The following is a 22,298-nucleotide window of genomic DNA, read 5'->3' as shown; positions in this document are numbered from 1 at the left end:
CCAAAGCGGAGAGAAACCCAATGTTCAAAGTCCCCCAAAATTGGGGGATTTAGGGGGCGAAAAGATGGACACTTCCCACGCATTCATCCCTCCAATCAGCAACGCCGAATTTTGCTTCTACCTGCACAGGGCCTACTTGATTAGATTTTCGGGATGTCTAAACTCTCGCTTGACTCGACGGCTTCTCTAAATTAAACAGCAGTTCTAATGTCTGCATCGCTTGACGACGAGCCTCAATATCTTGCTGGGCGCGAAGCTGCACCATCGGATCGTGCAAAATTTTGTTGACAATGCCGCGAGTCAGCGCTTCGATCACTTCTTTGTGACGATCGCCAAACTCCGTCCCCAATCTCGAAAACGCCTTCTCCAACTCTTGAGCGCGAATTGCCTCCACTTTGTCTCGCAAACTGCTGATCGTAGAAACTGTTTCCAGCGATCGCCACCACACATCAAAACTGTCTACTTCTTCATCCAGCAGCGCTTCCGCTTCCATTGCCATCTGTCGCCGACTTTCCTGATTTTGCGCCACCACCGCCTTCAGATCGTCCACATTGAACGCTTGAACGTGATCCAACTCATTCACATTGGCATCCACATTTCGCGGAACAGCAATGTCAAACACCATCAACGGCTGATTGGGTTCCAAAATCGTCTCTAGCTTGGAGCGATCGAGAATCGGCTCGGTCGAAGATGTACTCGTGAATACAAGGTCAGAATGCGCGATCGTCGGCATCATTTCCGCCAAGGTCAACAGATTTAAAGTTGCATCGGGAAACAGTTTGGCGAGTTCTTGAGAACGCTCCAGCGATCGATTCAAAATCGTAATATTCGTCGCCCCTTTAGACAAAAGATGCTGCACCAAGAGACGAGACATTTTGCCAGCGCCAACGATCGCCACCCGGCAAGCCGCCAGATTTTGCGCTTTGATCTGAGCCAACTCCACCGCCGCCGAACTGATCGAAACCGCCCCCGTCCCAATACTGGTTTCTGTACGAACGCGCTTCCCAGCCGTAATTCCCTGCTTAAAGAGTTGATTGAGAATCCGCCCAACGCCGTTATGTTGTTGACCGAGTTTGTGACAATGCTTCACCTGAGCCAAAATCTGCCCTTCGCCCAGCACCAGACTATCTAACCCAGACGATACCCGCATCAGGTGCATCACTGCATCTTGGTGCAGCAGCGTGAAGAGATACTGACGCAGGTAGGGCGCAGGTAGCTTGCTGTGTTCTGAAAGAAATTGAATAACTTCGCGAATGCCCTGATCCGTCTCGTCCGTGACAATGTAAATTTCTAGACGATTACAAGTGCTGAGAACGGCGACTTCTTGAAGGTGAGGACAATTACACAACTGAGCGATCGCCTTATCATACACAGGCTCCGGAATACTCAGCTTTTCGCGAACTTCAACCGGGGCAGTTTTGTGACTTAACCCCACAACGGCAATGTTCATCTTAAATCACTCTGTTATTTTAAACCGCCACGATGTAAGAGTTTGAGTTTTTAGTTGAGCCTGCCTTCCACCAAAAGCGCTTCCAACAGGCTCAAACCTCATAGCTTCTTGAACTTAACGCACTTGAATGGTCTTGGGTTGGTTAAACATGTGAATCGTATCCACAAATCGCGCCGTCTTAGACTGGTTTGAGATGACCAGAGACTGGGTTCTCGCGCCACCCTTAAAGAAGCGCACCCCTTCCATCAAGTTACCGGGCGTGATGCCACAGCCTGCAAACAACACGGTGTCGCCCGATGCCAGCTCTTCAGCGCTGTACACTCTGTCAGGGTCAGTGATGTTCATGCTTTTGAGGCGATCGAGGTTTGCTTCTCGGCTTTCCCCAATCAGTCCCGTTTTGACGACGGCCGGATCGTAGATCAGTTGCCCTTGAAAGTGACCGCCCAAAGCCCGCATCGCGGCCGCCGAAATCACGCCTTCAGGAGCGGCCCCGATGCCCATCAGTCCGTGAATGTTTGTTCCCGCAAAGCCGCAGGAAATCGCAGCGCCCACGTCACCATCACTGATTAATTGAACTCTGGCACCTGCTTCCCGAATTTCAGCAATCAGGTCATTGTGGCGTTCGCGCTTCATGACCACGATCACGAGTTCTTCGATCGACCGATCCAAACACTCAGACAAAATCTTTAGATTCTCGGTCGCAGACTTATTAATGTCTACTTTGCCTTTTGCAGCCGGAGGAGCCGCCAGCTTCTTCATGTAAAAGTCGGGAGCCGCAAACAACCCACCTTTCTCAGAAATGGCCATGACCGCCATCGAACCGGGCTGACCATAGGCGCAAAGATTGGTTCCTTCGCAAGGGTCAACCGCAATATCGATCTCGACCAGTTCATCCGGGTTGCAGAAATTTTTGGCATCTTCCTGGGTACAAACGCCGACTTCTTCGCCAATATAGAGCATGGGTGCGTCGTCGCGTTCCCCTTCTCCAATGACAATGCGACCGCGCATGTAGATCTTATTCATCCGCTCCCGCATGGCTTCGACCGCCACATGGTCAGCCATATTTTTGTCACCCTTGCCCATCCAGCGAGCGGAGGCGACCGCAGCCTGCTCAACCACTTCAATAATCTCTAAACCCAGCGTGTTTTCCACGAAGTAAGTCCTCCAACTGCTGATTTTGCGCCCTTTCGTTTAGCGCTCTCAGTTTTTAAGTCTACCAAAAGGGGGTGATGCCTTCTTGGGTGTCTCTGTGTTAAGTTTTGCGTCTTGATCAGAAGCGTCGAGTCAAGAAGAAAATGCCTATTTGGTGATGAAGCGATGAATTGAGCGCCGATCGTCACCCTACTTCATCGTTTTTCAGTCATTCAAGTGAGGAAATTGCGCTAATCGCTCAATTACCATTTCTAAGGGAGGAATTTACAATACGAAAATATCAGGATGGTGTGCGGTCATTGACGACTTTTGATTTTTTGGGCATTTTCGGCACATTGGCTGATTTTTTTCATCCGTAATGGCTTGCCTTTCACCCTGCATCCAGGAGATTCTTTCTCAAAAGAATTACTATCAAAGATAGGTATGCTTCCGAAGTCAAAGGAATTACAATCAAGATAAAGTCGCTTCAAAAAACTTTACGGTGTTATCGCCTTGAACCTCTCCGTCAACACTCAACCCCTGTTAAACCATCCATTTTCCTTCGATCCGATCGATGAAGCTCTGGCTGACCTCAAAGCGGGCAAATCGATCGTCGTCGTCGATGACGAAAATCGGGAAAACGAAGGTGATGTCATCTGTGCCGCCCAGTTTGCCACCCCCGACATGATTAATTTCATGGCCGTCTACGCAAGGGGCTTGATTTGTCTGGCAATGACGGGCAACCGATTGGATGAATTAGATGTGCCTCTGATGGTGCGTGAGAATACTGACAGTAATCAAACTGCCTTCACGGTGAGTATTGATGCCTCTCCACGGGTGGGGGTGACGACGGGCATCTCGGCAGACGATCGCTCTCGAACGATTCAAGTGGCCCTCAGCCCAGACACTCGACCCAGCGATTTGCGCCGTCCAGGTCACATTTTTCCGATTCGAGCGAGAGAAGGCGGCGTTTTAAAGCGGGCCGGCCACACCGAAGCGGCGGTTGATCTAGCTCGATTGGCAGGTTTGTACCCGGCGGGTGTGATCTGCGAAATCCAAAATGCGGATGGCTCGATGGCGCGCCTGCCAGAACTGATCGAATACTCCAAGCTCCACGGCCTCAAGATTATTAGCATTGCCGATTTGATCAGCTATCGGCTGCGGCACGAGCGCTTTGTCTGCCGAGAAACGATCGCCGACTTGCCCTCCCAGTTCGGTCGCTTTCAGATTTACGCTTATCGCAATCTCTTAGACAACTCTGAGCATGTCGCGATCGTCAAAGGCAATCCTTCTCAATTCAAAGATCAGCCTGTGATGGTGCGCGTTCATTCAGAATGTTTGACGGGAGATGCGCTGGGTTCTCTGCGCTGTGATTGCCGGATGCAGCTTCAGGCGGCGATGAAGATGATCGAGAATGCGGGGGCTGGGGTCATCGTCTACCTGCGTCAAGAAGGGCGAGGCATTGGTCTGGTCAACAAGTTAAAAGCCTACTCGCTGCAAGATTTGGGGCTGGATACGGTCGAAGCCAATGAGCGGTTGGGCTTTCCGGCTGACCTGCGGGACTATGGCGTAGGGGCACAAATTCTCAATGACCTGGGTGTGAAGAAAATTCGCCTGATCACCAACAACCCTCGCAAAATTGCTGGACTCAAAGGTTATGGCTTAGAAATGGTCGATCGCGTTCCTCTGCTAATCGAGGCGACGTCCTACAACTCCAACTATCTGACCACCAAAGCCGAAAAGATGGGTCACTTGTTTTTGCGAACCTATCTGGTGACGATCGCGATTCACCTTCACGACGAGGTGGAAACCGTCACAGAGCGCTATGAACGTCTAGAGAAACTCAGATTTTTGGCGAAGGCCCACGATCTGATGCTGCAAGAAGAAGCTCGACCTGTCGCCTCTGCTCTCTTCGGGCAGGCTCCGCTGATTGTCAATCTGGGCTTTGAGCAGGCGTTGGTTAGTGATGCAGATTGGTACAAGGCTCCCGGACATCCCTATATTGGGTCGATCGCACAGATTCTAGATACTCTGATGCAATGGTCGTTTGTTGAGCAGCTAGAATTCATGATCTCTCCAGGCTCCGATCCGTTGACGGGCTTACAGGTACAACTCGATCGACGTACCTTTGAGATCGGACAGCAGCCCTCATCGATCTGCACCGCCTTAGAAACGCAAACGATTTACAGCTTCTGCAAACAGGAGTTTGAGGAGTAGTTCAAATGTTTAACGCTTAGGATTGAAGACCTGTTCAAAAAGCTTTGTCTCTACAAGTCCTTCTCAATTGTTTTAACTGAGAACTGCTGAATCTGAATTGTTAAGATTGAAAGTCTGGAAGATCTCCAGAATAGCAGCAGAAGCGTCAAACACCGGAGCGAAAAACTTCATCGAATTAATTCACGTCACCGTTAGCCTTCGATCGCTTCCAATACCGGAGTCTCTAAAGTCGGTGAGGGTGTGATTGCGGGTTCGTCTTGATAAACTGCCAGGTCAAACCAGAAGGTTGTCCCGACTCCGACTTCGCTAGTTAGGCAGACTCGACTGCGGTGCCGCTCAATGATATTGCGAACGATCGACAGTCCCAGTCCAGTGCCTTCCAGGGTGTGAACTCGATTTTCAACGCGGAAAAATCGCTCAAAAATGGCATCCTGGTCTTCCTGGTCGATGCCAATTCCTGTATCGACAATCTCAATTCGGACTCGTCTCGAAGGAGGAGTTACCTCAAGACCAGACGTTGACTCCTCAAGCGCTTCCGCAGGCAACAGATGGGCCCGCATCGTGACCTTGCCCCCGGCTTCTGTAAACTTGAGCGCATTGCCGACTAAATTGGCAAACACTTGCAGCAGGAGATCATAGTGACCCAGAACAGGCGGCAGATCGGGATCAATATCTTGCAGTAGCTCGATCCCCTTGTCTCTGGCATTGAGTTGGTAGGTGCGAAGAATTTGCTCGATCGGTTGTGCTAGATCCACCGCCTCAAAGTGATAGACCTTGCAAGATTCGAGGCGAGACAGATCCAGGACATCGTTAACCAAGCGGGTGAGGCGATCGGTTTCTCGGTTAGCAGTTTCCAAAAATTCTTGTCGTTCAGCGTCGCTCAGATCTTCCCCATATTCGTAGAGGGTTTCGATAAAGGACTTGATGTTAAAGAGCGGCGTTCTCAACTCGTGGGAGACATTGCTGATGAACTGGCTCTTGGCTTCGTTTAACTCCGCTTCGCGCGTGATGTCTTGTACCGTGACGGCAATGCCTTTGATGTTTTCTTTGTAGAGATCGAGAACCCGATTGAGCAAAATGCGAATGGTGCGATTGGTCGGCTCAGTAAACGTGATGCGAAATTCAGCTTCCTCTTTGAGTTCTCCTCTAGCCATCTGATAAAGCGGTCGCGTCAACTCAACCTGAACGGCAACCGGGAAAGAGTAAAGCGCATTGGTGCCTTCGATGACTTTTCCTTCCCAACCAAAAATGCGACGAGCCGTAGGGTTAACCAGCACGATTTGCAGATTGGTATCTAACAAAACGGCTCCATCCGCGATCGTCGAAACCAGCGTTTCTAGTTTTGCCTTTTCTGCGGTCAATTCTTCAATATTTTGTTCTTCGTAGCGCTCTAGCCGTTCTGCCATTTCGTTGAAGCTGGCGATCAGTTCGCTCAACTCAACCCCGCCCCCTACGGGGAGATCGACGCGCTGCTTAAAGTTACCTTTGGCGATATTCTTCACGCCCACCACAAGTTCTTTAATCGGCTTCGTAATCTGTAGGGCATTAAACACCGCGCCCAAAATCACCATTACCCAGATCGAGACAAAAACCGCGATCGTCACATCGCGAGTCAGGTGAGAAGAAGCCACGGCGGTCGGATTGGGATTGGTACCGATCGCCAGCGCCCCCAGATATTTCCCTTCATAAACCAGCGGCACGAAAACATCCGTCACTTCTCCATCGGGTGTAATGTGCTGCCGAACCAGGGGCAAGTCGGAATGATTGGCAAAATCGTCCGGGAGTTGAATGCGTCGCCGGATTGTCAAAGAATTTTGAACTTCTGAATCAGAGAAGGGAATGCCAAAAAAGATATTGCCGTCAGCATCGGCATAGATCATGTAGCGGACGCTAGAAGTGCTGCTGTAAAAGCGATGAGAAAACCGCGCCAGTTCTGTCCGATTGTCTTCTCCGACTAAAGGAGCCACGTTTGCCGCCAGCAATAGACCCAAATCGCTGCCAAATCGAGTATCACTGAGGCGAGCATCCTGCTGAATCGTATTGACTGCCCAAAAGGTCAGACCGCTCATGATCAGAGAAACCACCAGGGTCGCGGCAGCCATGAGCTTAGTCTGGAGGGTAAATTCTGACCACCAGCGAATGAGAACGTCTTGAATGGATTTGAGGATAGACAAGGTGAATGACGGCTGGAGGGCTGTTCTGACAGAGCTTATCTTAATATTAGGCTAATTTGGAGTCGAGCCGACGGTACGAACGCGATCGCCGATATCCCTTCGATAGTACATGCCTTCAAATTGAATGCGACTGATCGCGGCGTAGGACTGGTCGATCGCTTGTCCAAAGTCTGCACCGACTGCGGTTACTCCCAGCACACGCCCACCATCCGTCACCAGCACATCCTGCTTGCGCTGCGTCCCCGCTTGAAACACTTGGGCACCTGTGGCTTCGGCCTGCTCTATGCCTCTGATCTCAACGCCTTTGGTAAAGCTTTCGGGATACCCTTCTGAAGCAACTACCACACAGGCGGCGGCTCCTGGCTTCCATTCAATCTCTGGCAAGGTCTCTAGTTGGCGTTGGGTGCAGGCTAACAGAATTTTTTCGATCGGCGTTTCGAGCAGGGGCAAGATAGCTTGAATTTCTGGATCGCCAAATCGACAGTTAAACTCAATGACTTTTGGGTCACCTGCGGGCGTAATCATCAGTCCCGCATACAAAACGCCGCGATAGTCGATTTCTCGGTCTCGAAGGGCCGCGATCGTCGGTTCTAAAATCTCGGTCTGAATGCGGGACATCAAAGCAGGGGTCGCGATCGGAGCAGGCGCATAGGCACCCATTCCTCCAGTATTCGCCCCAGTGTCACCCTCTCCGATCCGTTTGTGGTCTTGGGCAGGCAGCAAAGGGCGAATCGTCAAGCCGTCTGTGACCGCCAAAATAGAAACTTCTTGCCCCGTCAGACATTCCTCGATCACCACCCGCTGACCCGCCTCGCCAAACTGCCCCTCAAAACAAGCCTCGATCGCAGCGACCGCGACATCAATGGTGGAAGCTACGGTGACTCCCTTCCCAGCCGCAAGCCCATCTGCTTTAATGACGATCGGTGCACCTTGCGATCGAGCGTAGGCTTTGGCAGACTCGGCATCGTTGAACACCTCAGCTGTAGCCGTCGGAATCCCAGCTTGACGCATCAAACCTTTGGCCCAGGCTTTACTCGACTCGATTTGTGCGCCTTCGCGAGTAGGGCCAAATACCGTCAAATGCTGCTGCTTGAGATAGTCGGTGATGCCTAGCGCGAGTGGCAGTTCGGGGCCGACAATAATCAGAGCTATATTGTTGACCAGCGCAAATCGAGCAATTCCTTCAAAGTCATCTATCGATAAAGGTAAATTGCTACAGCGATCGAGGTGAGCAGTTCCTCCGTTACCCGGCACGCAGACCACCTGTTGCATCTGCGGCGACTGTAGTAGTTTCCACGCCAGGGCATGTTCACGTCCCCCATTGCCAACAATCAAAACCCTCACATTGCCCTCACTCAATCTCACAAGTGTTGTTAATGGTGTAGCGATGGATGAGATTAACCCACGCGACACACAGCGGTCAAGCAATATTACTCAAACCGTCTTCAAAATTTTGTCTATCTAAAATACTAAGCTTAACGGTAAAATCTCCAATACGGACGAATGGCATCTCATTATGTCATGGGAGTGTTGAGGTTTGAGTTATCAGTTGAATAAAGCTCAGATTCGACCTATTTTGTGGCAGTAGCTTTTATCATTCAGGTGAATTTCGGTTTATTTTCCTCTAACTTTTATTGTGGTCAAAAACTCACTTAATCTTCCTACTTTCGGTATCAATAGACCCTTAACTTGCGGCCTTACTCAGCGCTCACTTCTGCTTAGATAGAAGTTATTAATCCAAGGATTGACTGGCTCAGTCGGCTGACTACTCAGTAATTCTTGAAAATTTAATTTTTGAAACTTTCGAGAGCCGTTTCACTTCTGCTAACCAAAGGGTTGATGAAAAATCTGCCGTTTAATTTGCTGTTTTTTGCCGCTTAAACATTTACACCAAGGTCGATCGTGCCTATGACAGTCAAGTTTTCTGACTTTTTAACCTGGGTCAGTGCAGGAATCGTAGTTTCGAGCCTAAATTTTGGCGTTTCTGCCCAGTCGGCCGAGACTCCCCAACCAAAGCCTTCACCCACGACACAGCCGACCGCCAAGCCTCCCCAAAAAGATGAATTCCCGCCCAGTCCGCTGGAGCTAACTACGCCTGATCCCTTATTGCCAGGTGGTTTAAAGACTCCCTTGAGTGCGGTCGATCGCTCCCGTCTGACGATCGCGCTGGATGCCCTCAATCAAGAAGCCCTGGTCAAATTAGCGGCTCAACAGCCTCTCGAAGCCTTTGGGTTGTGGAATCGAGAACTGCGGCTGCGTCGTGCATTGGGGTTTGTAGAAGAAGTGAAGGCGCTGGGTCGAGTCGGCGATTTAGCCTGGAAACAAAATCAACCTAACCAGGTGCGGGTGATCACACTTCGACTGCAATCGATTCAAACTCAGGTGCAGACCGGGAAGCTGGATAAGATCCCTCCGCAACCCGCCTTCGATCGCACTCAACTCTTCTCTAGATTAGGACTCGCCTATCAGCAAGTACGATCGCCCGGACTCGCCCTCAGCGCCTATGACACATTGTTGACCGAAGCTCGGCAGCGCAAAGATGTCACCCAGGAAATCAGCTTGTTGAATACGATCGGACAGCTTCATTTAAGTTGGTTTGACTATCCCAAAGCGATCGCCACCTACACTGACCTGCTGAATGGCTCAAAGGCAAGGCGCGATCGGGCGAATGAAATTGTGAGCATCAGTCAACTGGCCTTTGCCCACGAGCAAGCCAAACAGCCCCCCCAAGCTGTGCCCTATCAGCAGCAATTGGTGCAGCTTTTTGAGCAAACTCAGCAACAGCCGCTAATTCCCCCGCTCAAGATTAAAATTGCCGACAACTACGCCGCCAGCGGACAAACTGCGTTAGCAGAGCAGACTTATCAAGAAGCGTTCACCCTGGCACAACCCCTGCTCCAGTTAGCCTACACCAAGGATGCCTTGCAAAAATTGGGAGCGCTTTACCGCAAGAACGATCGCCCAGACGCGGCCCTGAGAGTTTACGAATACCTGATCGGCTTTGGGCAGCAAACTTCTGACCTCTACAGCACAATGGATGCTTACGACAAAATTGGGCAAATCCAACTTGCTCGAAAGTCTTATGCAGAAGCCGCTACCGCTTTTAATCAAGGGCTAGAACTGGCAAAGCAGCTTAACTATCGGATGGATTACTTCACCACCCAGATTCAAGTCGCACAAAAAGGAGAGTAACTCGCTAATTTGAATGAGTTGAAACCTATCTAAGCCATACTATTTTCGATCGCCCAGCGCGCCAATTCTGTCCGGTTGTGCAGTCCGGTTTTGCCGAGCATGTTGCTAACGTGGCTTTCGATCGTGCGCTGGCTGACGTTGAGTTCTTCGGCGATCTCTCGGTTGGCCATACCTCTCGCCACAAATTGCACCACTCGCAGCTCAGTGGGCGTTAGCTCGACATCAAACGGGACTTGAATTTTGGGCGTATTGTCTCCACCCTTCGCGTCTTTGTGTTGAATCAGGCGAGAGGCTTGCTTGAGAGAAGACTCAACTTGGGCGACGAGTTCTTCTGGCTCAAAGGGTTTGACCATGTAGACATCTGCGCCGATGTTTAGCCCTTTGACGCGATCCTGGCTTTGCCCCTTGGCGGATAGAAATAAGACCGGAATCCAACTGGTTTTGGGATCTGAGCGGATGGCGCTGACGAGCGAATAGCCGTCCATCTCTGGCATCATCACGTCACAGATAATCATGTCTGGAACGTCTTGCTCTAGAACCTCTAAAGCTTCGCGACCGTTTTCTGCGGTGATGACCTCATACCCGCGAAACTCAAGATAGTCTTTGACTAGCAAAATCAAGTTAGGGTCATCGTCAATCAGCAGCAGCCGTCTATGATTCCCCGCGCTGGTTTCCTTCATGCTGTGATACTCGCTCTGCCTAATCTGGACTTGAATGGAAATAGAACCCTATGCATTGCCACATTCTACAGAATCAACCGTTTTATTTAACGGAAATCTAGCTAGAATCTAACTTTTATTTTGGGGAGCTTCGTTAAGAGGATAGAAAACTCAATCAATTGCAATGTGGACAGTGGCGCAGATTTATTGACCCTGTGTCTTGCGCCATTATATACGACTTGTCAAAAAAATTAACTTTATCGATCAGGTTTCCATCAAACGGTGGTGGATTAACGGTGGTGGATTAAGGACTCGATCGCGTGAGCTTTAAGAAGTTTGAGGAGCCAGGATTGAAAAGGTTTTGAGGGACGGTTAATACGATCGTTTCCATCCCACAATTCACGCCGCTACTGCGTCAAAATCCGTCATTCAGCTTGCTTAGAGAAATCGGTTTTTTGGCTGACTGGCTGTGGCAGCGGATGGGTGAGAAACGCATACTCTTTGACAATTTGGTTGCCAATCAAATGCTCTTGAATGATCCGTTCGATTACGTCAGGAGTCGCCGCCCGATACCACACCCCATCGGGATAGATGACCAGAATCGGCCCCTGATCACAGACGCGCAGACAATTCGCTTTTGTCCGAAAGATGCAGCCCGGACGATCGGCAGTCGGTTTATCTAATTTCAGTTCTTGCAGGCGTTTCTTCAAGTAATTCCAGGACGCTAATCCCGTTTCTTGAGAGCAGCAGATCGGTTTTGTGGGGTCTGCACAGATTAAAAGGTGGCGCTGAATCTGGGGCAGTCCCAAGTTTTGAACACAATTTGTCAGAGACTCAGAGGCTGGGGGAATTGGAGAGGAAGACATGGACGATCGCAGGTTGAGTTTTTTAAGGTCTTTATTTAAGATCTTAAGTTAAGTAATAGAAAGAAAAATTGACGGCTGCAAAACAGGCTTTTGGCTTTCATCCCACTCCTTCTCGATCGACATTTTGAGTCCCCCGCTCTAGATACAGATTGATGAAATCTTCGGCGGCGGTTTCGTCAATTTGGCGGAGGGCTTTGATGATTTCGGTCACGGCTTCGGCGAGGGGATCACTAATTTCGTTGACCCATTGATGAACGGTCGATCGATTAATGCCCATTGTCACAGCCAGCCGATTTTGGCTTAGACCGTAGGTTGAGAGGACGTGCTTGAGGGCCTTTCCTGCTTTTCCCATAGCTTGACTCACGGTAGAGGGCACACGAATAAAAGTCAGATCAACGATGAGATTAGCCATTATAAACATGCGGTAAAACTCTAGGGAAAGAAACGGTAACGCTACGGCAATCTGACCGTTCTTCAAAACAATTTGATACCAAGAATGAACTCACAAGCGGTTAAGATAGCCACTCACGTCAACGCTTCTAAATTCGATCGAGGTAGACTTTAGCTAAGACGAGGATTGGAGACATTTTTAGGCTGTCACGTTAAAATCGCCGAAGACTCTCAACCCTTTCATTTGTCATAAAACATTCACTGTTTCTACTATGGTTTCCACTTTTCTGAATCCGGTTGTCGATGTTTCTCGCATTCGTTCTGAGATTCAGGCCCTCCAGTCTCAACTAGTTGCTTGGCGGCGCAGACTACATCAACGACCAGAACTCGGTTTTTGTGAGCATCTCACCGCAGAATTCATCGCTCAAAAGCTGACTGAGTGGGGCATTGAGCATCAGACAGGGGTGGCCCAAACGGGAATCGTGGCGACGATCGCAGGACATCAACCTGGCCCTGTTCTCGCAATTCGAGCAGATATGGATGCCTTGCCGATTCAGGAAGCGAATCAAGTCCCCTACAAGTCTCAACACGATGGCAAGATGCACGCCTGCGGTCATGATGGGCATGTGACGATCGCCCTAGGCACGGCATATTATTTGTCTCAACATCGCCAGTTTTCGGGAACCGTGAAGATCATCTTTCAGCCTGCCGAAGAAGGGCCAGGCGGTGCGAAGCCAATGGTTGAAGCTAGCGTGTTAAAAAATCCCGATGTGGATGCGATCGTCGGTCTGCATTTGTGGAATCAGCTTCCCTTGGGAACGGTGGGGGTGCGATCGGGCGCTCTGATGGCGGCGGTCGAGACGTTTCGCTGTACGATTTTTGGCAAAGGCGGACATGGCGCAATTCCTCAACAGACGATCGACTCGATTGTGGTCGGTTCTCAAGTGGTAAATGCACTACAAACGATTGTGGCAAGAAACATTGACCCGATCGAGTCGGCAGTAGTGACCGTTGGCGAATTTCATGCCGGGACAGCCTGCAATGTCATTGCTAACACAGCTCAATTGAGTGGAACGGTGCGCTATTTTAACCCTAATTACGCCAATTATTTTAGCCAGCGACTTGAACAAATTGTTGCCGGGGTTTGTCAATGTCACGGTGCCAAGTTTGAGTTAGATTACCGATCGCTTTATCCGCCTGTGATCAATGATGGCGCGATCGCGGATCTGGTGCGATCTGTTACAGAAACAGTGATTGAGTCGCCGCTAGGAGTGGTGCCAAACTGTCAAACGATGGGCGGTGAAGATATGTCGTTTTTCTTGCAGGAAGTTCCGGGCTGTTATTTCTTTTTGGGGTCTGCCAATTCTGCCAAAGGATTAGACTTTCCGCATCATCATCCGCGATTTGATTTTGATGAAACTGCATTAGGAATGGGGGTTGAAATTTTTGTGCGCTGCGTCGAAAAGTTTTGCAAACGGTAGGATTAGATTAGCAAATCTGGGCCTTCAATCAAATCACTCAAATTAAAGCAGTATGCAGACGATTTATCGCTTAAATGCTAATGAACTCGATCAAAAATTTTTAGACGGACTGAAGGCGACTTTTAAGGATCAGGAAATTGAGATTGTTGTATATGGTGTGGACGAAACCGCTTATTTGATGGCTTCTGCTGCAAATCGCGCACGATTGTTGCAAGCAGTTGAGAACATTAAACAACGTTCATCAACCAACACTCATTGAAGTCAATCTGGATAATCTGGAGTGAAGCGTAAAGTTATTTTTGGCGTTGCATAATGGAGGGATGAATGAGGGTGTTGTACTATGCAGTGTCGATACTGTGGGTCTACTGAGGTTCGCCAGAACGGGAAACGACGAGGCAAGCAAAATCATATCTGTCGCGCCTGCGGTCGCCAATTTATTGAAGGCTATGACCCACCCAAAGGCTACAGCGCAGCAACCAAGCAGGATTGCTTGATGCGTTACGTCAACGGCATGGGATTTCGCGCGATTGAGCGCTGTACTGGCGTGCATCATACAACCGTGATTCATTGGGTCAAGCAACTCGGACAGCAACTGCCGGATGCCCCACAGGAGTCGGAGATTCCAGAGGTGGGAGAACTCGACGAACTAGAAACCTTTGTCGGGTCAAAAAAAACAAAATTTGGATCTGGACAGCCGTGAACCATTTCCGGGCGGGCATTCTCGCTTGGGTGGGGGGAGTCACAGCGCAGAGACGTTCAAACCCTTGTGGCAGATTGTCTGTTGCTGGCATTGCTACTTCTATGTCACCGATGGCTGGAAGGTTTATCCCGGTTTTATTGAGGAAGGCGACCACCTTGTGAGCAAGACGTACATGACGAGAGTCGAAGGCGAGAATACCCGCTTACGTCACGACTTAGCTCGATTGCATCGCCAGACCTTGTGTTACTCCAAGTCGGTCGAAATGCTAAAGCATTCGCTGCGATTGCTCCTCCATTACCTAAAGTATTGGTCAATACCCGTACTCACTTGATTCATCCCTTTGTTCAGCAACGCCCTATTTTTGAACCCAGTGCTTTTGAAGACTTCACAGAATGGGCGCAACTGGATAAAAAGCTCTACAAAAAAATTGTTGGACTGCTGAAAGACACTCACTCTTCCATATGCCGCCTATTTATCTGTACGCTACTCCTTCGTGACAATTGGGCACCTTAACGTCATACTTTGCTGCACTTATGACGAGCCTGATTACTTATGAGTCAAACGGATGAACTAACGCAATTTTTCACAGAATGCTGTGAAGCGCATAACCGCAGTCTTCTCGACGGCATTTTCGTTGATTTTAAGCAAAAACTTACACTTGCAGCTTTTGACTCTTTAAAGCGACAGGTTCTGACTAAATCTCTGCTGGCATTACGACAAAACTATGAAAGTCTGTCTTGGCTTTGTGAGTACATTTTATTTAGTAAACACTTACCGAGTGTTACACAAATTCTCGAAGCCACAGCATTACCAGTACGTAAACAAGGTGCAAGACTTTCTAAGCATGAAATTGAACTAAAAAAGGAACAAGCAAGAAACCGTGGCATTGCCGTACATAACCTAATCAAGCATTACTTGACTGGGCGTAGAAATGCTTCTTATTCAGCAGACTTAGTTCCTTGGGTTAATTCTGTTGAGCCTATTCTTCGCAAACTAAACTATGTTCGTCTTTTAGAGAAACCAATATTTCATCCAGAGTTACTTTATTCTGGCAGAGTAGACTGTGTTGCTTCTTGGTCTGGAATCGATTGTGTTGTTGAATGGAAAACATCGGAGAAATTAGATCAGTTTTCTCTAGATGAACACATTATTCAAGGGGCTGCTTACTTAGATGCAATTAACTCAGTTTATGGAATAGCACTGGAGCATTTGTTAATCGTTGTTGCTTTACCTAATCAGGCGGCACAAACATTTCTGCTAAATTGGCATACCTTAAAGCCGTATATGGAAACCTGGCACGCAAGAGTGAATGTTTATAACAATCCAAGACAGCGTATCACAAACCCGAATGGCTCATGTTTTGCAATTGTCAGTCCCTTCTATCAAGAGAATAGCTGTCCGCCGCTTATTCGCTACAAAGGAACTAACTTTTCTAGTAACAGAATTCATAGCAATAGCCATGTACCGTTTGATGATGAAAATGACACTGTAGGTGAACAGGAAGTACATCTGAAAGCTAATCAAGCAAATTCTAAAAGACGGATGAGAAGTCGGAACTACACTGAGGACTCAATTCGTCTTTATCTGCAAGAAGTCGGTCGCTATCGCCTTTTACGTGCCAGTGAAGAGATTGAGTTGGCGCAGAAGATTTCTGATCTACTACAGCTAGAGAGAGTCCGTATAAGATTGGCAGAGAAATTGAATCGTGAGCCTTCAGATAGTGAATGGGCATATGGGGTTAGTATGGCATTGCCAGCTTTTCGGCATCGCTTGCATTTAGGTCGCCGTGCTAAAGAAAAGCTGGTGCAATCGAACCTGCGTTTAGTAGTGTCAGTTGCGAAAAGATATATGAACCGAGGATTGTCATTCCAAGATCTAGTTCAAGAAGGAAGTTTAGGGCTAATCAGAGCCTCAGAGAAGTTTGATTATGAGAAAGGGTATAAGTTTTCAACATATGCAACATGGTGGATTCGTCAAGCAATTACTCGTGCGATCGCAGATCAATCCAGAATGATTCGCCTTCCGGTTCACCTCTACGAAACCATTTCTCGCATTGAGAAAACTATAAAGTTATTTTCTCAAAAGATGGGTTGCGAACCGACGGAAGAAGAGCTTGCCATTCGCATGGAAATAACGATCGAGAAGCTGCGGTTTATTGCCAAGTCTGCTCAGCTACCGATTTCGCTGGATACACCGATGGGAGAAGAAGAGTGTTTAGGTGATTTAATCGAAGCTGATTGTGAAACACCGGAAGAACATATTTCTCGGAACATACTTCGAGAAGATCTAGAGGGTATTCTGGCTACGCTTACCTCTCGTGAAAAGGACGTATTACGCCTACGTTATGGTCTAGATGATGGACAAATGAAAACGTTAGAAGAGATTGCCCAGATTTTTAATGTGACTCGTGAAAGAATTAGGCAAATCGAAGCCAAAGCACTCCGTAAATTACGGCATCCTGAACGTAACCAAATCTTAAAAGAATTTATTCGATAGTTCAGAGTTGAACAAGAACGCATGGAAACGTACCTAGCCAAATTTCTTCTGGCTTAGGATTCAACATCATAGATGTCTTCTTCCTCGTCGTTCCACTCCTCAAAACCCGTCTGTGACAGACTCATCCACTCATAAGACTGTAGCCGTTCTGCAATCTCATGGGACAGGGTTAATAAATCTTGGGCAGGAAGTTGAGCAATGATAGATTTAATCTGTTCGAGGCTCAAAGTAGGCACAGTTTGGGACATGAATTTTTCTCCATCTGTGATATTCAGACGAGGATACTTGAGAAATTGAGATGATGCTTGCATTGTAATCTGACCGACTTAGCAAGGCAATTCCTCAATTGGAATCAACTCAGGCTTATTACGATCGCGCTCAGAGTTCGTCTGTTTTAAATCGCCATTCAGAATTTCGTTGTAGATATGTTCGAGACGGACGGGCTGACGGGCGATCGACTCCAACGGAACCCCATCAAATCGGCTGATAATGTCTTTTAACTCCAACATTTCAGGGAGCCAAAAAGCTAAGTCGTCTCCATAGCGGCGGTAAGGAAAACCGAGAGATTGGGCACGCGCGATCGCTCCCTCCTCATCAGAAGTTTGCACGATCACAATTTCTTGAGCCGCAATACATTGACGCAGTTGAGATAAGCTGCCCTCAGACAAGAGACAGCCCTGTTTGAGAATGCCTAAGCGATCGCACAGTCGTTCAGCTTCATCAAGTAAATGAGTTGTCAGCAAAATCGTCATGCCTTGACTTTGCAGATTGCGAATCAGCCGCCAGATTTCGATCCGGGCTTCGATGTCTAAGCCAGCCGTCGGTTCGTCGAGAATCAGTAACTTGGGATGATGCACCAGTGCGATCGCCAAACTCAATCGTCGCTGCATTCCCCCGCTCAAGGTTTCTGCGTAGCTATGGGAGCGATCGCCCAACCCAACTGCTTCTAGACAAACCTGCACTCGTTCTCGCCTCTGTTTTTTTGGCAATCCATAGAGCCGCGCAAAGAAGTTGAGATTTTCGGCACAGGTGAGACTGCCGTAGAGGAGATTTTCTTGGGGAACCAGTCCGATGAGAGATTTGGTCGCGTCTGAAATGGGCTGATGGTGAATGGTGACGCGGCCGCTATCAGATCGCAGCAGGTGACAGAGAATGTTGATTGTGGTGGTTTTTCCGGCTCCGTTGGCTCCGAGTAGTCCATAAATTTCGCCAGGAGCAATGCTGAGATTCAGGTTTTTGAGAACCGATCGTGACCCATAGGATTTGCAAAGATTTTCAATTTTCAGCAATTATCGTCTCCTTTCAGTTTCGAGCATTTGACGATATGAGAGCCACCCGCCACCCAGCATTAGCCCAGAAAATCCTACCAAAAACCAAAAGTGAGGCGCAATTTCAGCAAAGTCTTTTCCCTGAATGGACGCAGCAGAGAGCGCTTCAATCATGTGATAAATGGGATTGTATTGAGCAATGTCTCTCAGAGCTTTGGGAAAGAACTCGATCGGAATAAACGCCCCACTCAATAACAACAACGGAACACCCAACGCTGCGATTAATGCATTCACATCTTCAGTGCGACGCGCTAATTTTGCCCCGATACAAAAGCCTGCACCCACATAAGCGATCATGCTGAGGAATGTAATCAGCAATCCTAACCCCAACGATCCTTTGAATGAGGCGTTAGCAAAAGTAGCAATGCTGTAGACTAAAATCGTTTGACCGACACCGATCGAGCCATAGGCTAAAAAGATACCTAAAAAGTAGGACGTGCCTCGCAAAGGAGAAGTCAACAAACGTTTGAGGGTACGCTGTTCTCGCTCTGCGACGATCGTTGCAATACTGCCGCCCAGACAGCTAAAAAACAACGCCGTTCCGACTAAACAGGGAGCCACCGATCGCGCAAACGCTTCTGCGACCGAGAGACGCGCCTGTTCGGACAGAATCATGCCGTTGATGATCAAAATTGACGCGGGAAAGACCACCCAACAAATTAGACTAACTTTTCGCCGCCACAGTTCAAGCAGAATGCGTTGAGCGATCGCCGTTGTTCCTGACCAGTCTCTCGCTAACAACCGTTTCTCCTGGGTGTCTCTAGATTTATCCAATCGTACTGTATCCGATCTGGTGTGCTGGTTTTAACTTTGTTTGATTGTCCGTCGGTAGAAGTGCGTGTCGCCTGACATGAATGGAAATGTAGACGGAAGATCAGCACGATCGACGCTCTGAAACCCATTCTTTTGATAAAATCGATGCGCTGCTTTAAAGGCTGCAACAGTTCCCAAGTAGATGTCTGTGATATTCCGTTCTGTTGCCCAATTGTATAAAGTGTTCAATAGCTGTTGACCAATGCTGACCTGGAAGGGTTCCCGATCGACCATTCGGTAAGCCGATGCAACAAACATTTTACGGAGAGCAAGCTGGTAATTTTGGATATCAATAGCGGCGATCTCTTCGAGTTACCCGCAAGGGGTCGTGCCAATCACCTGATCATTCTCGACAGCAATCCAAAAGTTTCCATTTCCCTGTTGATAAGCCGTTGGAATATCGAGTAAATCAGGTTGATCTTCGAGGGTGATTGGCAATCCAAATTCTTCGCGTTGAATCTGCAAAATCAACTTAGCCACCTGCATTTGGTACTGAGGTTGATAGGTCAGGATTTGCATTTTAGCTACAATTTTAACTACAGTTCTAATTACAGAAAGTATCTCAACTGAACCTTGATGTTCGTCTTTTGATTGACAAGGGCGATCGCTGTTTCTTTAAAACTGGGCGCACTGGTGAGAATTTTGGGATTACGAGAAAAGCCAAATCCTTCTTTAGGAATTCCGAAAAGTCCAGTGTTCAGTTTACCGTCTTCGTTGACATCATGAATGACTGCAACCGCATAATTGCCTGCATTCAAGTTGTTAAACGTCACCGATGGCGCAGCAGTTTTGGCACTCACACAGCGAGAATCAAGGGCACGATCGACTCCATTGGGAAACCCCTGATCTTTAGCAAACAGGCTCAGACAAACAATTCCTTTCTGATTTCTCAATCCATCTACGGTGACTGTTAGAGCATAGTTGGGCATAGCTTCAGCATTCAGTGACAAAAGGTTAGCAGTTACAGTTGTAATCAAGAAGCTAGTTAGAAGGCGTTGCATCATCTGTTGATCTAAGTGTAATTAGTGTTGTAGCAAAGTAGCTCATATAACAATGTAATCAAAAATGCTCTGTAAAACCACTTCCGCAACGCATAGAAAAACATTCCCGACAACCATTCCCCACCCCCATCTGTTGCAGCCTAAGATTTAACATATCGTTCTTTTAAGGCTCTACCTACAACACATACTCAACGGTTCGAGAGAACCACCACGGTTTTTTCTACCAAACTCTTCCTTAGCCTCGCTGCCAGCGAATCCGGTTATGCTCTGCCTCAAATGAACGAATCCCACGGGTCGGAGTTGAGAAGTGACTGTCTCTTTCGATTACATGGCTAGAACCCGTGAAAATGGGTTGGCTATGAATCGTTTCCTGATGCAAAATCTGGCGTTCATACACGGTATTCCTCCCCTGTCGGTAGGTTACGACTTCTGCACCAACCAAATCGATCGTTAACTTTCCTGAGTTCGCGATCGGCTGCCTGGCTGCAAGTTCTCGATCACAATTCAGGGTGCAACGCTGTCCCAATCACAAGGGATACTTAGTATAACCGACCTGTTCGGTGGTCGAATACTGCTTTCTGTTAAATCTGAATGACCACGCCAACTATATCCATTGCAACGCTTACCAACGATAAGTAAAACACTCCAGAGATGACTAAGATAATACAGACGCGAAGAATAAAAAGAGTTTTGAGCAACAAAATAACGAACGCTCTTAAGACAAACTGTAATGGGAAACACTATCCAGGGAAGAATGAAGAAGTTTATAAAAAGAAGAAACCAAGCCAAGACCACGCTCAAGTCAGATGGGTACCCTGAGATCATCCATCCTTGCACGTCTTTTTGGGGAGAGTTGAGCGGCGCGATCGCATTGTTAGGCAATGTTTGGGGACTTTGAGAATTCATAGCAGCTACTCTAAGAGGGTTCAAGTCTGCCAAAGAACCAGTACACGACGGTAGATACGATCGTTAATACAATTGCACCCAACAGAGCAGAGAAAAATCCAGCAATATAGAATCCAGGGGTCAACGCTGCCACCAACCAGAACGTGATGGCATTAATCACAAATAAAAACAGCCCCAGTGTCACGATCGTCAACGGTAAGGTGAATAGGATGAGAAGGGGACGCACGATCGCATTCACAAATCCTAAGATCGCAGCCCCGATTAGAGCCGCCGCAAGGCTATCAATCCGAAACCCAGGCACAATGTAGGACGTGATGATTAGAGAAACAGCCGTCGCCAGCCAGGTCAAGATAAAGTGCAGCATGGTAGTTAGAATTTTTGTCTCGATGATAGCAGACCACACCGTTAACGGTAGGCTACTTTTTTGAGATGTAATAAATCACCCCTGAGTAGTCATCGGTTAGTAGAAATGCATCCTTGTCCACTCGCAAAATATCGACAGGTCTTCCGTAGATCGTGCCGTTTTGCAAAAAGCCGCTAATAAACACTTCTGATGAATTGTCAGCCTTCAATCGTGAGACTCAATAGCCTCGCTGCAATTTGAGCTTTGATCCCCCGTGAAGCACCACTAAAAAGGAATCTTTTAACTCGTCAGAGTTCGCTGAATCAAAATACTCCAATCCCAAAGGAGCGCTGTGAGCAGGAAATGTAGCGTTTGCTAAAGGAACCGTACTGCAATTTACTTTTTTAGTCGATCGCTTAAACTGATTATCCGCATAGATGCGAGATTGATATTGATAGCAATAGGGAAATCCATAGTTTTGACCGTTCCTGATTCTATAAAATGTCTCTTCTGGTTTGTTATCTCCTAAGTGATCGGCTCCCATATTTGTCGCGTATAGCTGGTCATTCACCCATTCGATCCCTACAGCATTTCGCAAACCATTCGCGTAGGGTTTTTGATTCTTACCATCAAGATCCATTTCTAGAATTGAGGCTCTGACCGATTCTTTTTCTTCACAAGCGTTGCAGCTACTTCCCAAAGCGACGTACACTTTATCGTTGTGAATGGCAACGGTTCGCGTCAAATGCCAGCCGCCGTACTTATAGCTCAACCCATAGTCAGGAAACTTGGCCAACACTTGAGGGGCACTTTTGGGAGCAGTTTCACCATTGCTGTAGCGATAACGAACTAAGCGATCGGTCAACGCCAGATATAACCACTGATTACCATTGGAATCTACATAAAACGCAACGCTATTAGGATTTCTAAGATTCGTCAAATAAGGCGTGATTTTACCAAATTTACCTGTTTTAGAATCGAAGCGATCGAGGACATAAACCTTGCCTTTCTGGTTGTCCGTCAGATCATACATATCAGTGACAAAGAGGCGATCGTCTGGACTTTTCGCCATAAATCGAATCCGCTTTAACCCCTGTGGGCGTTGCTGAACAAAGGGATGAATCAAGTGAGTACGGGTATTGACCAATACT

General features: G+C 47.9%; 22 protein-coding genes and 1 pseudogene. 6 read left to right on the top strand and 17 right to left on the bottom strand.

Features of this window, described 5'->3' with window-relative positions:
* Nucleotides 1–157 precede the first annotated feature (157 nt).
* On the bottom strand, nucleotides 158–1,450 hold the full coding sequence (locus tag ACKFKF_RS07220; RefSeq protein ID WP_446856533.1) for a glutamyl-tRNA reductase: 1,293 nt from the start codon (nucleotides 1,448–1,450) through the stop codon (nucleotides 158–160).
* Between the two features lie 114 nt (nucleotides 1,451–1,564).
* Nucleotides 1,565–2,602 carry a class II fructose-bisphosphatase gene (glpX, locus tag ACKFKF_RS07215; RefSeq protein ID WP_446867075.1) on the bottom strand — a complete coding sequence of 346 codons (1,038 nt, stop codon included), beginning with the start codon at nucleotides 2,600–2,602 and terminating at the stop codon, nucleotides 1,565–1,567.
* Nucleotides 2,603–3,094: 492 nt separating this feature from the next.
* Between glpX and ribBA the strand changes: the two genes are divergently transcribed.
* Nucleotides 3,095–4,798, top strand: a complete 1,704-nt coding sequence (gene ribBA / locus ACKFKF_RS07210; protein WP_446856531.1) for a bifunctional 3,4-dihydroxy-2-butanone-4-phosphate synthase/GTP cyclohydrolase II — start codon at nucleotides 3,095–3,097, stop codon at nucleotides 4,796–4,798.
* Between the two features lie 191 nt (nucleotides 4,799–4,989).
* Here the strand turns inward: ribBA and nblS are convergent, their stop codons facing one another.
* Nucleotides 4,990–6,900 (bottom strand): two-component system sensor histidine kinase NblS, encoded by a 1,911-nt coding sequence (gene nblS, locus ACKFKF_RS07205; RefSeq protein ID WP_446867168.1) that lies wholly within the window; start codon nucleotides 6,898–6,900, stop codon nucleotides 4,990–4,992.
* Between the two features lie 123 nt (nucleotides 6,901–7,023).
* Entirely contained in the window at nucleotides 7,024–8,337 is a 1,314-nt protein-coding gene (purD, locus tag ACKFKF_RS07200) for a phosphoribosylamine--glycine ligase (protein WP_446867073.1), read from the bottom strand.
* Nucleotides 8,338–8,874: 537 nt separating this feature from the next.
* Here purD and ACKFKF_RS07195 point away from each other — a divergent pair.
* Nucleotides 8,875–10,164, top strand: coding sequence for a tetratricopeptide repeat protein (locus tag ACKFKF_RS07195; protein WP_446867072.1), 1,290 nt, complete (start codon nucleotides 8,875–8,877; stop codon nucleotides 10,162–10,164).
* Between the two features lie 29 nt (nucleotides 10,165–10,193).
* Here the strand turns inward: ACKFKF_RS07195 and ACKFKF_RS07190 are convergent, their stop codons facing one another.
* From ACKFKF_RS07190 to ACKFKF_RS07180, 3 genes are all read right to left on the bottom strand, one after another.
* Nucleotides 10,194–10,844, bottom strand: a complete 651-nt coding sequence (locus ACKFKF_RS07190; protein ID WP_446856528.1) for a response regulator transcription factor — start codon at nucleotides 10,842–10,844, stop codon at nucleotides 10,194–10,196.
* Between the two features lie 404 nt (nucleotides 10,845–11,248).
* Entirely contained in the window at nucleotides 11,249–11,689 is a 441-nt protein-coding gene (locus ACKFKF_RS07185) for a (2Fe-2S) ferredoxin domain-containing protein (protein ID WP_446867070.1), read from the bottom strand.
* A gap of 97 nt (nucleotides 11,690–11,786) precedes the next feature.
* Nucleotides 11,787–12,101 carry a helix-turn-helix domain-containing protein gene (locus ACKFKF_RS07180; RefSeq protein WP_446867068.1) on the bottom strand — a complete coding sequence of 105 codons (315 nt, stop codon included), beginning with the start codon at nucleotides 12,099–12,101 and terminating at the stop codon, nucleotides 11,787–11,789.
* 250 nt (nucleotides 12,102–12,351) lie between these two features.
* On the opposite strand from ACKFKF_RS07180, the gene ACKFKF_RS07175 reads away from it, so the two are divergent.
* From ACKFKF_RS07175 to rpoD, 4 genes and pseudogenes are all read left to right on the top strand, one after another.
* A complete protein-coding gene (locus ACKFKF_RS07175) occupies nucleotides 12,352–13,560 on the top strand; it encodes a M20 metallopeptidase family protein (RefSeq protein WP_446867067.1) in 1,209 nt (402 codons plus the stop codon).
* A 52-nt stretch (nucleotides 13,561–13,612) separates the two neighbouring features.
* Nucleotides 13,613–13,819, top strand: coding sequence for a hypothetical protein (locus ACKFKF_RS07170; RefSeq protein WP_446867065.1), 207 nt, complete (start codon nucleotides 13,613–13,615; stop codon nucleotides 13,817–13,819).
* Between the two features lie 81 nt (nucleotides 13,820–13,900).
* Nucleotides 13,901–14,591: pseudogene (locus tag ACKFKF_RS07165) on the top strand (IS1 family transposase).
* Nucleotides 14,592–14,812: 221 nt separating this feature from the next.
* Nucleotides 14,813–16,756: an RNA polymerase sigma factor RpoD gene (rpoD, locus tag ACKFKF_RS07160; protein WP_446867064.1), complete on the top strand. Its 1,944-nt coding sequence runs from the start codon at nucleotides 14,813–14,815 to the stop codon at nucleotides 16,754–16,756.
* 53 nt (nucleotides 16,757–16,809) lie between these two features.
* Here the strand turns inward: rpoD and ACKFKF_RS07155 are convergent, their stop codons facing one another.
* The 10 genes from ACKFKF_RS07155 to ACKFKF_RS07110 form a co-directional block, all read right to left on the bottom strand.
* The gene (locus tag ACKFKF_RS07155) at nucleotides 16,810–17,004 is read right to left on the bottom strand and encodes a hypothetical protein (RefSeq protein ID WP_446867063.1); all 195 of its coding nucleotides are present in this window, start codon (nucleotides 17,002–17,004) and stop codon (nucleotides 16,810–16,812) included.
* Between the two features lie 78 nt (nucleotides 17,005–17,082).
* Nucleotides 17,083–18,045: an ABC transporter ATP-binding protein gene (locus ACKFKF_RS07150; RefSeq protein WP_446867062.1), complete on the bottom strand. Its 963-nt coding sequence runs from the start codon at nucleotides 18,043–18,045 to the stop codon at nucleotides 17,083–17,085.
* On the bottom strand, nucleotides 18,046–18,858 hold the full coding sequence (locus ACKFKF_RS07145) for an ABC transporter permease (RefSeq protein ID WP_446867061.1): 813 nt from the start codon (nucleotides 18,856–18,858) through the stop codon (nucleotides 18,046–18,048).
* A 30-nt stretch (nucleotides 18,859–18,888) separates the two neighbouring features.
* On the bottom strand, nucleotides 18,889–19,155 hold the full coding sequence (locus ACKFKF_RS07140; protein ID WP_446867060.1) for a GNAT family N-acetyltransferase: 267 nt from the start codon (nucleotides 19,153–19,155) through the stop codon (nucleotides 18,889–18,891).
* Nucleotides 19,156–19,209: 54 nt separating this feature from the next.
* Nucleotides 19,210–19,416: a hypothetical protein gene (locus tag ACKFKF_RS07135; RefSeq protein WP_446867059.1), complete on the bottom strand. Its 207-nt coding sequence runs from the start codon at nucleotides 19,414–19,416 to the stop codon at nucleotides 19,210–19,212.
* A gap of 29 nt (nucleotides 19,417–19,445) precedes the next feature.
* Nucleotides 19,446–19,898 carry a DUF2141 domain-containing protein gene (locus ACKFKF_RS07130; protein WP_446867058.1) on the bottom strand — a complete coding sequence of 151 codons (453 nt, stop codon included), beginning with the start codon at nucleotides 19,896–19,898 and terminating at the stop codon, nucleotides 19,446–19,448.
* Nucleotides 19,899–20,133: 235 nt separating this feature from the next.
* On the bottom strand, nucleotides 20,134–20,295 hold the full coding sequence (locus ACKFKF_RS07125) for a hypothetical protein (RefSeq protein ID WP_446867057.1): 162 nt from the start codon (nucleotides 20,293–20,295) through the stop codon (nucleotides 20,134–20,136).
* Nucleotides 20,296–20,814: 519 nt separating this feature from the next.
* Nucleotides 20,815–21,168 (bottom strand): phage holin family protein, encoded by a 354-nt coding sequence (locus ACKFKF_RS07120; RefSeq protein WP_446856517.1) that lies wholly within the window; start codon nucleotides 21,166–21,168, stop codon nucleotides 20,815–20,817.
* A gap of 52 nt (nucleotides 21,169–21,220) precedes the next feature.
* Nucleotides 21,221–21,376: a hypothetical protein gene (locus tag ACKFKF_RS07115; protein WP_446867055.1), complete on the bottom strand. Its 156-nt coding sequence runs from the start codon at nucleotides 21,374–21,376 to the stop codon at nucleotides 21,221–21,223.
* A 9-nt stretch (nucleotides 21,377–21,385) separates the two neighbouring features.
* The coding region (locus tag ACKFKF_RS07110; RefSeq protein ID WP_446867053.1) for a PQQ-dependent sugar dehydrogenase at nucleotides 21,386–22,298 on the bottom strand (913 nt) is incomplete at its 5' end.

It is taken from the genome of Phormidesmis sp. 146-12, from assembly GCF_052939495.1.
The sequence above is the reverse complement of the archived record's forward strand: the minus strand, read 5'-3'. Positions and strand labels throughout refer to the sequence as shown.

Bases quoted from the DNA above. Each gene is read 5' to 3' on its own strand.
- ACKFKF_RS07130 (WP_446867058.1), bottom strand. From the start codon at position 19,898: ATGCAACGCCTTCTAACTAGCTTCTTGATTACAACTGTAACTGCTAAC.
- ACKFKF_RS07170 (WP_446867065.1), top strand. From the start codon at position 13,613: ATGCAGACGATTTATCGCTTAAATGCTAATGAACTCGATCAAAAATTT.
- ACKFKF_RS07140 (WP_446867060.1), bottom strand. From the start codon at position 19,155: ATGTTTGTTGCATCGGCTTACCGAATGGTCGATCGGGAACCCTTCCAG.
- rpoD (WP_446867064.1), top strand. From the start codon at position 14,813: ATGAGTCAAACGGATGAACTAACGCAATTTTTCACAGAATGCTGTGAA.
- nblS (WP_446867168.1), bottom strand. From the start codon at position 6,900: ATGGCTGCCGCGACCCTGGTGGTTTCTCTGATCATGAGCGGTCTGACC.
- ACKFKF_RS07155 (WP_446867063.1), bottom strand. From the start codon at position 17,004: ATGTCCCAAACTGTGCCTACTTTGAGCCTCGAACAGATTAAATCTATC.
- ACKFKF_RS07135 (WP_446867059.1), bottom strand. From the start codon at position 19,416: ATGCAAATCCTGACCTATCAACCTCAGTACCAAATGCAGGTGGCTAAG.
- ACKFKF_RS07175 (WP_446867067.1), top strand. From the start codon at position 12,352: ATGGTTTCCACTTTTCTGAATCCGGTTGTCGATGTTTCTCGCATTCGT.
- ACKFKF_RS07190 (WP_446856528.1), bottom strand. From the start codon at position 10,844: ATGAAGGAAACCAGCGCGGGGAATCATAGACGGCTGCTGCTGATTGAC.
- ACKFKF_RS07120 (WP_446856517.1), bottom strand. From the start codon at position 21,168: ATGCTGCACTTTATCTTGACCTGGCTGGCGACGGCTGTTTCTCTAATC.
- ACKFKF_RS07220 (WP_446856533.1), bottom strand. From the start codon at position 1,450: ATGAACATTGCCGTTGTGGGGTTAAGTCACAAAACTGCCCCGGTTGAA.
- ACKFKF_RS07180 (WP_446867068.1), bottom strand. From the start codon at position 12,101: ATGGCTAATCTCATCGTTGATCTGACTTTTATTCGTGTGCCCTCTACC.
- ACKFKF_RS07185 (WP_446867070.1), bottom strand. From the start codon at position 11,689: ATGTCTTCCTCTCCAATTCCCCCAGCCTCTGAGTCTCTGACAAATTGT.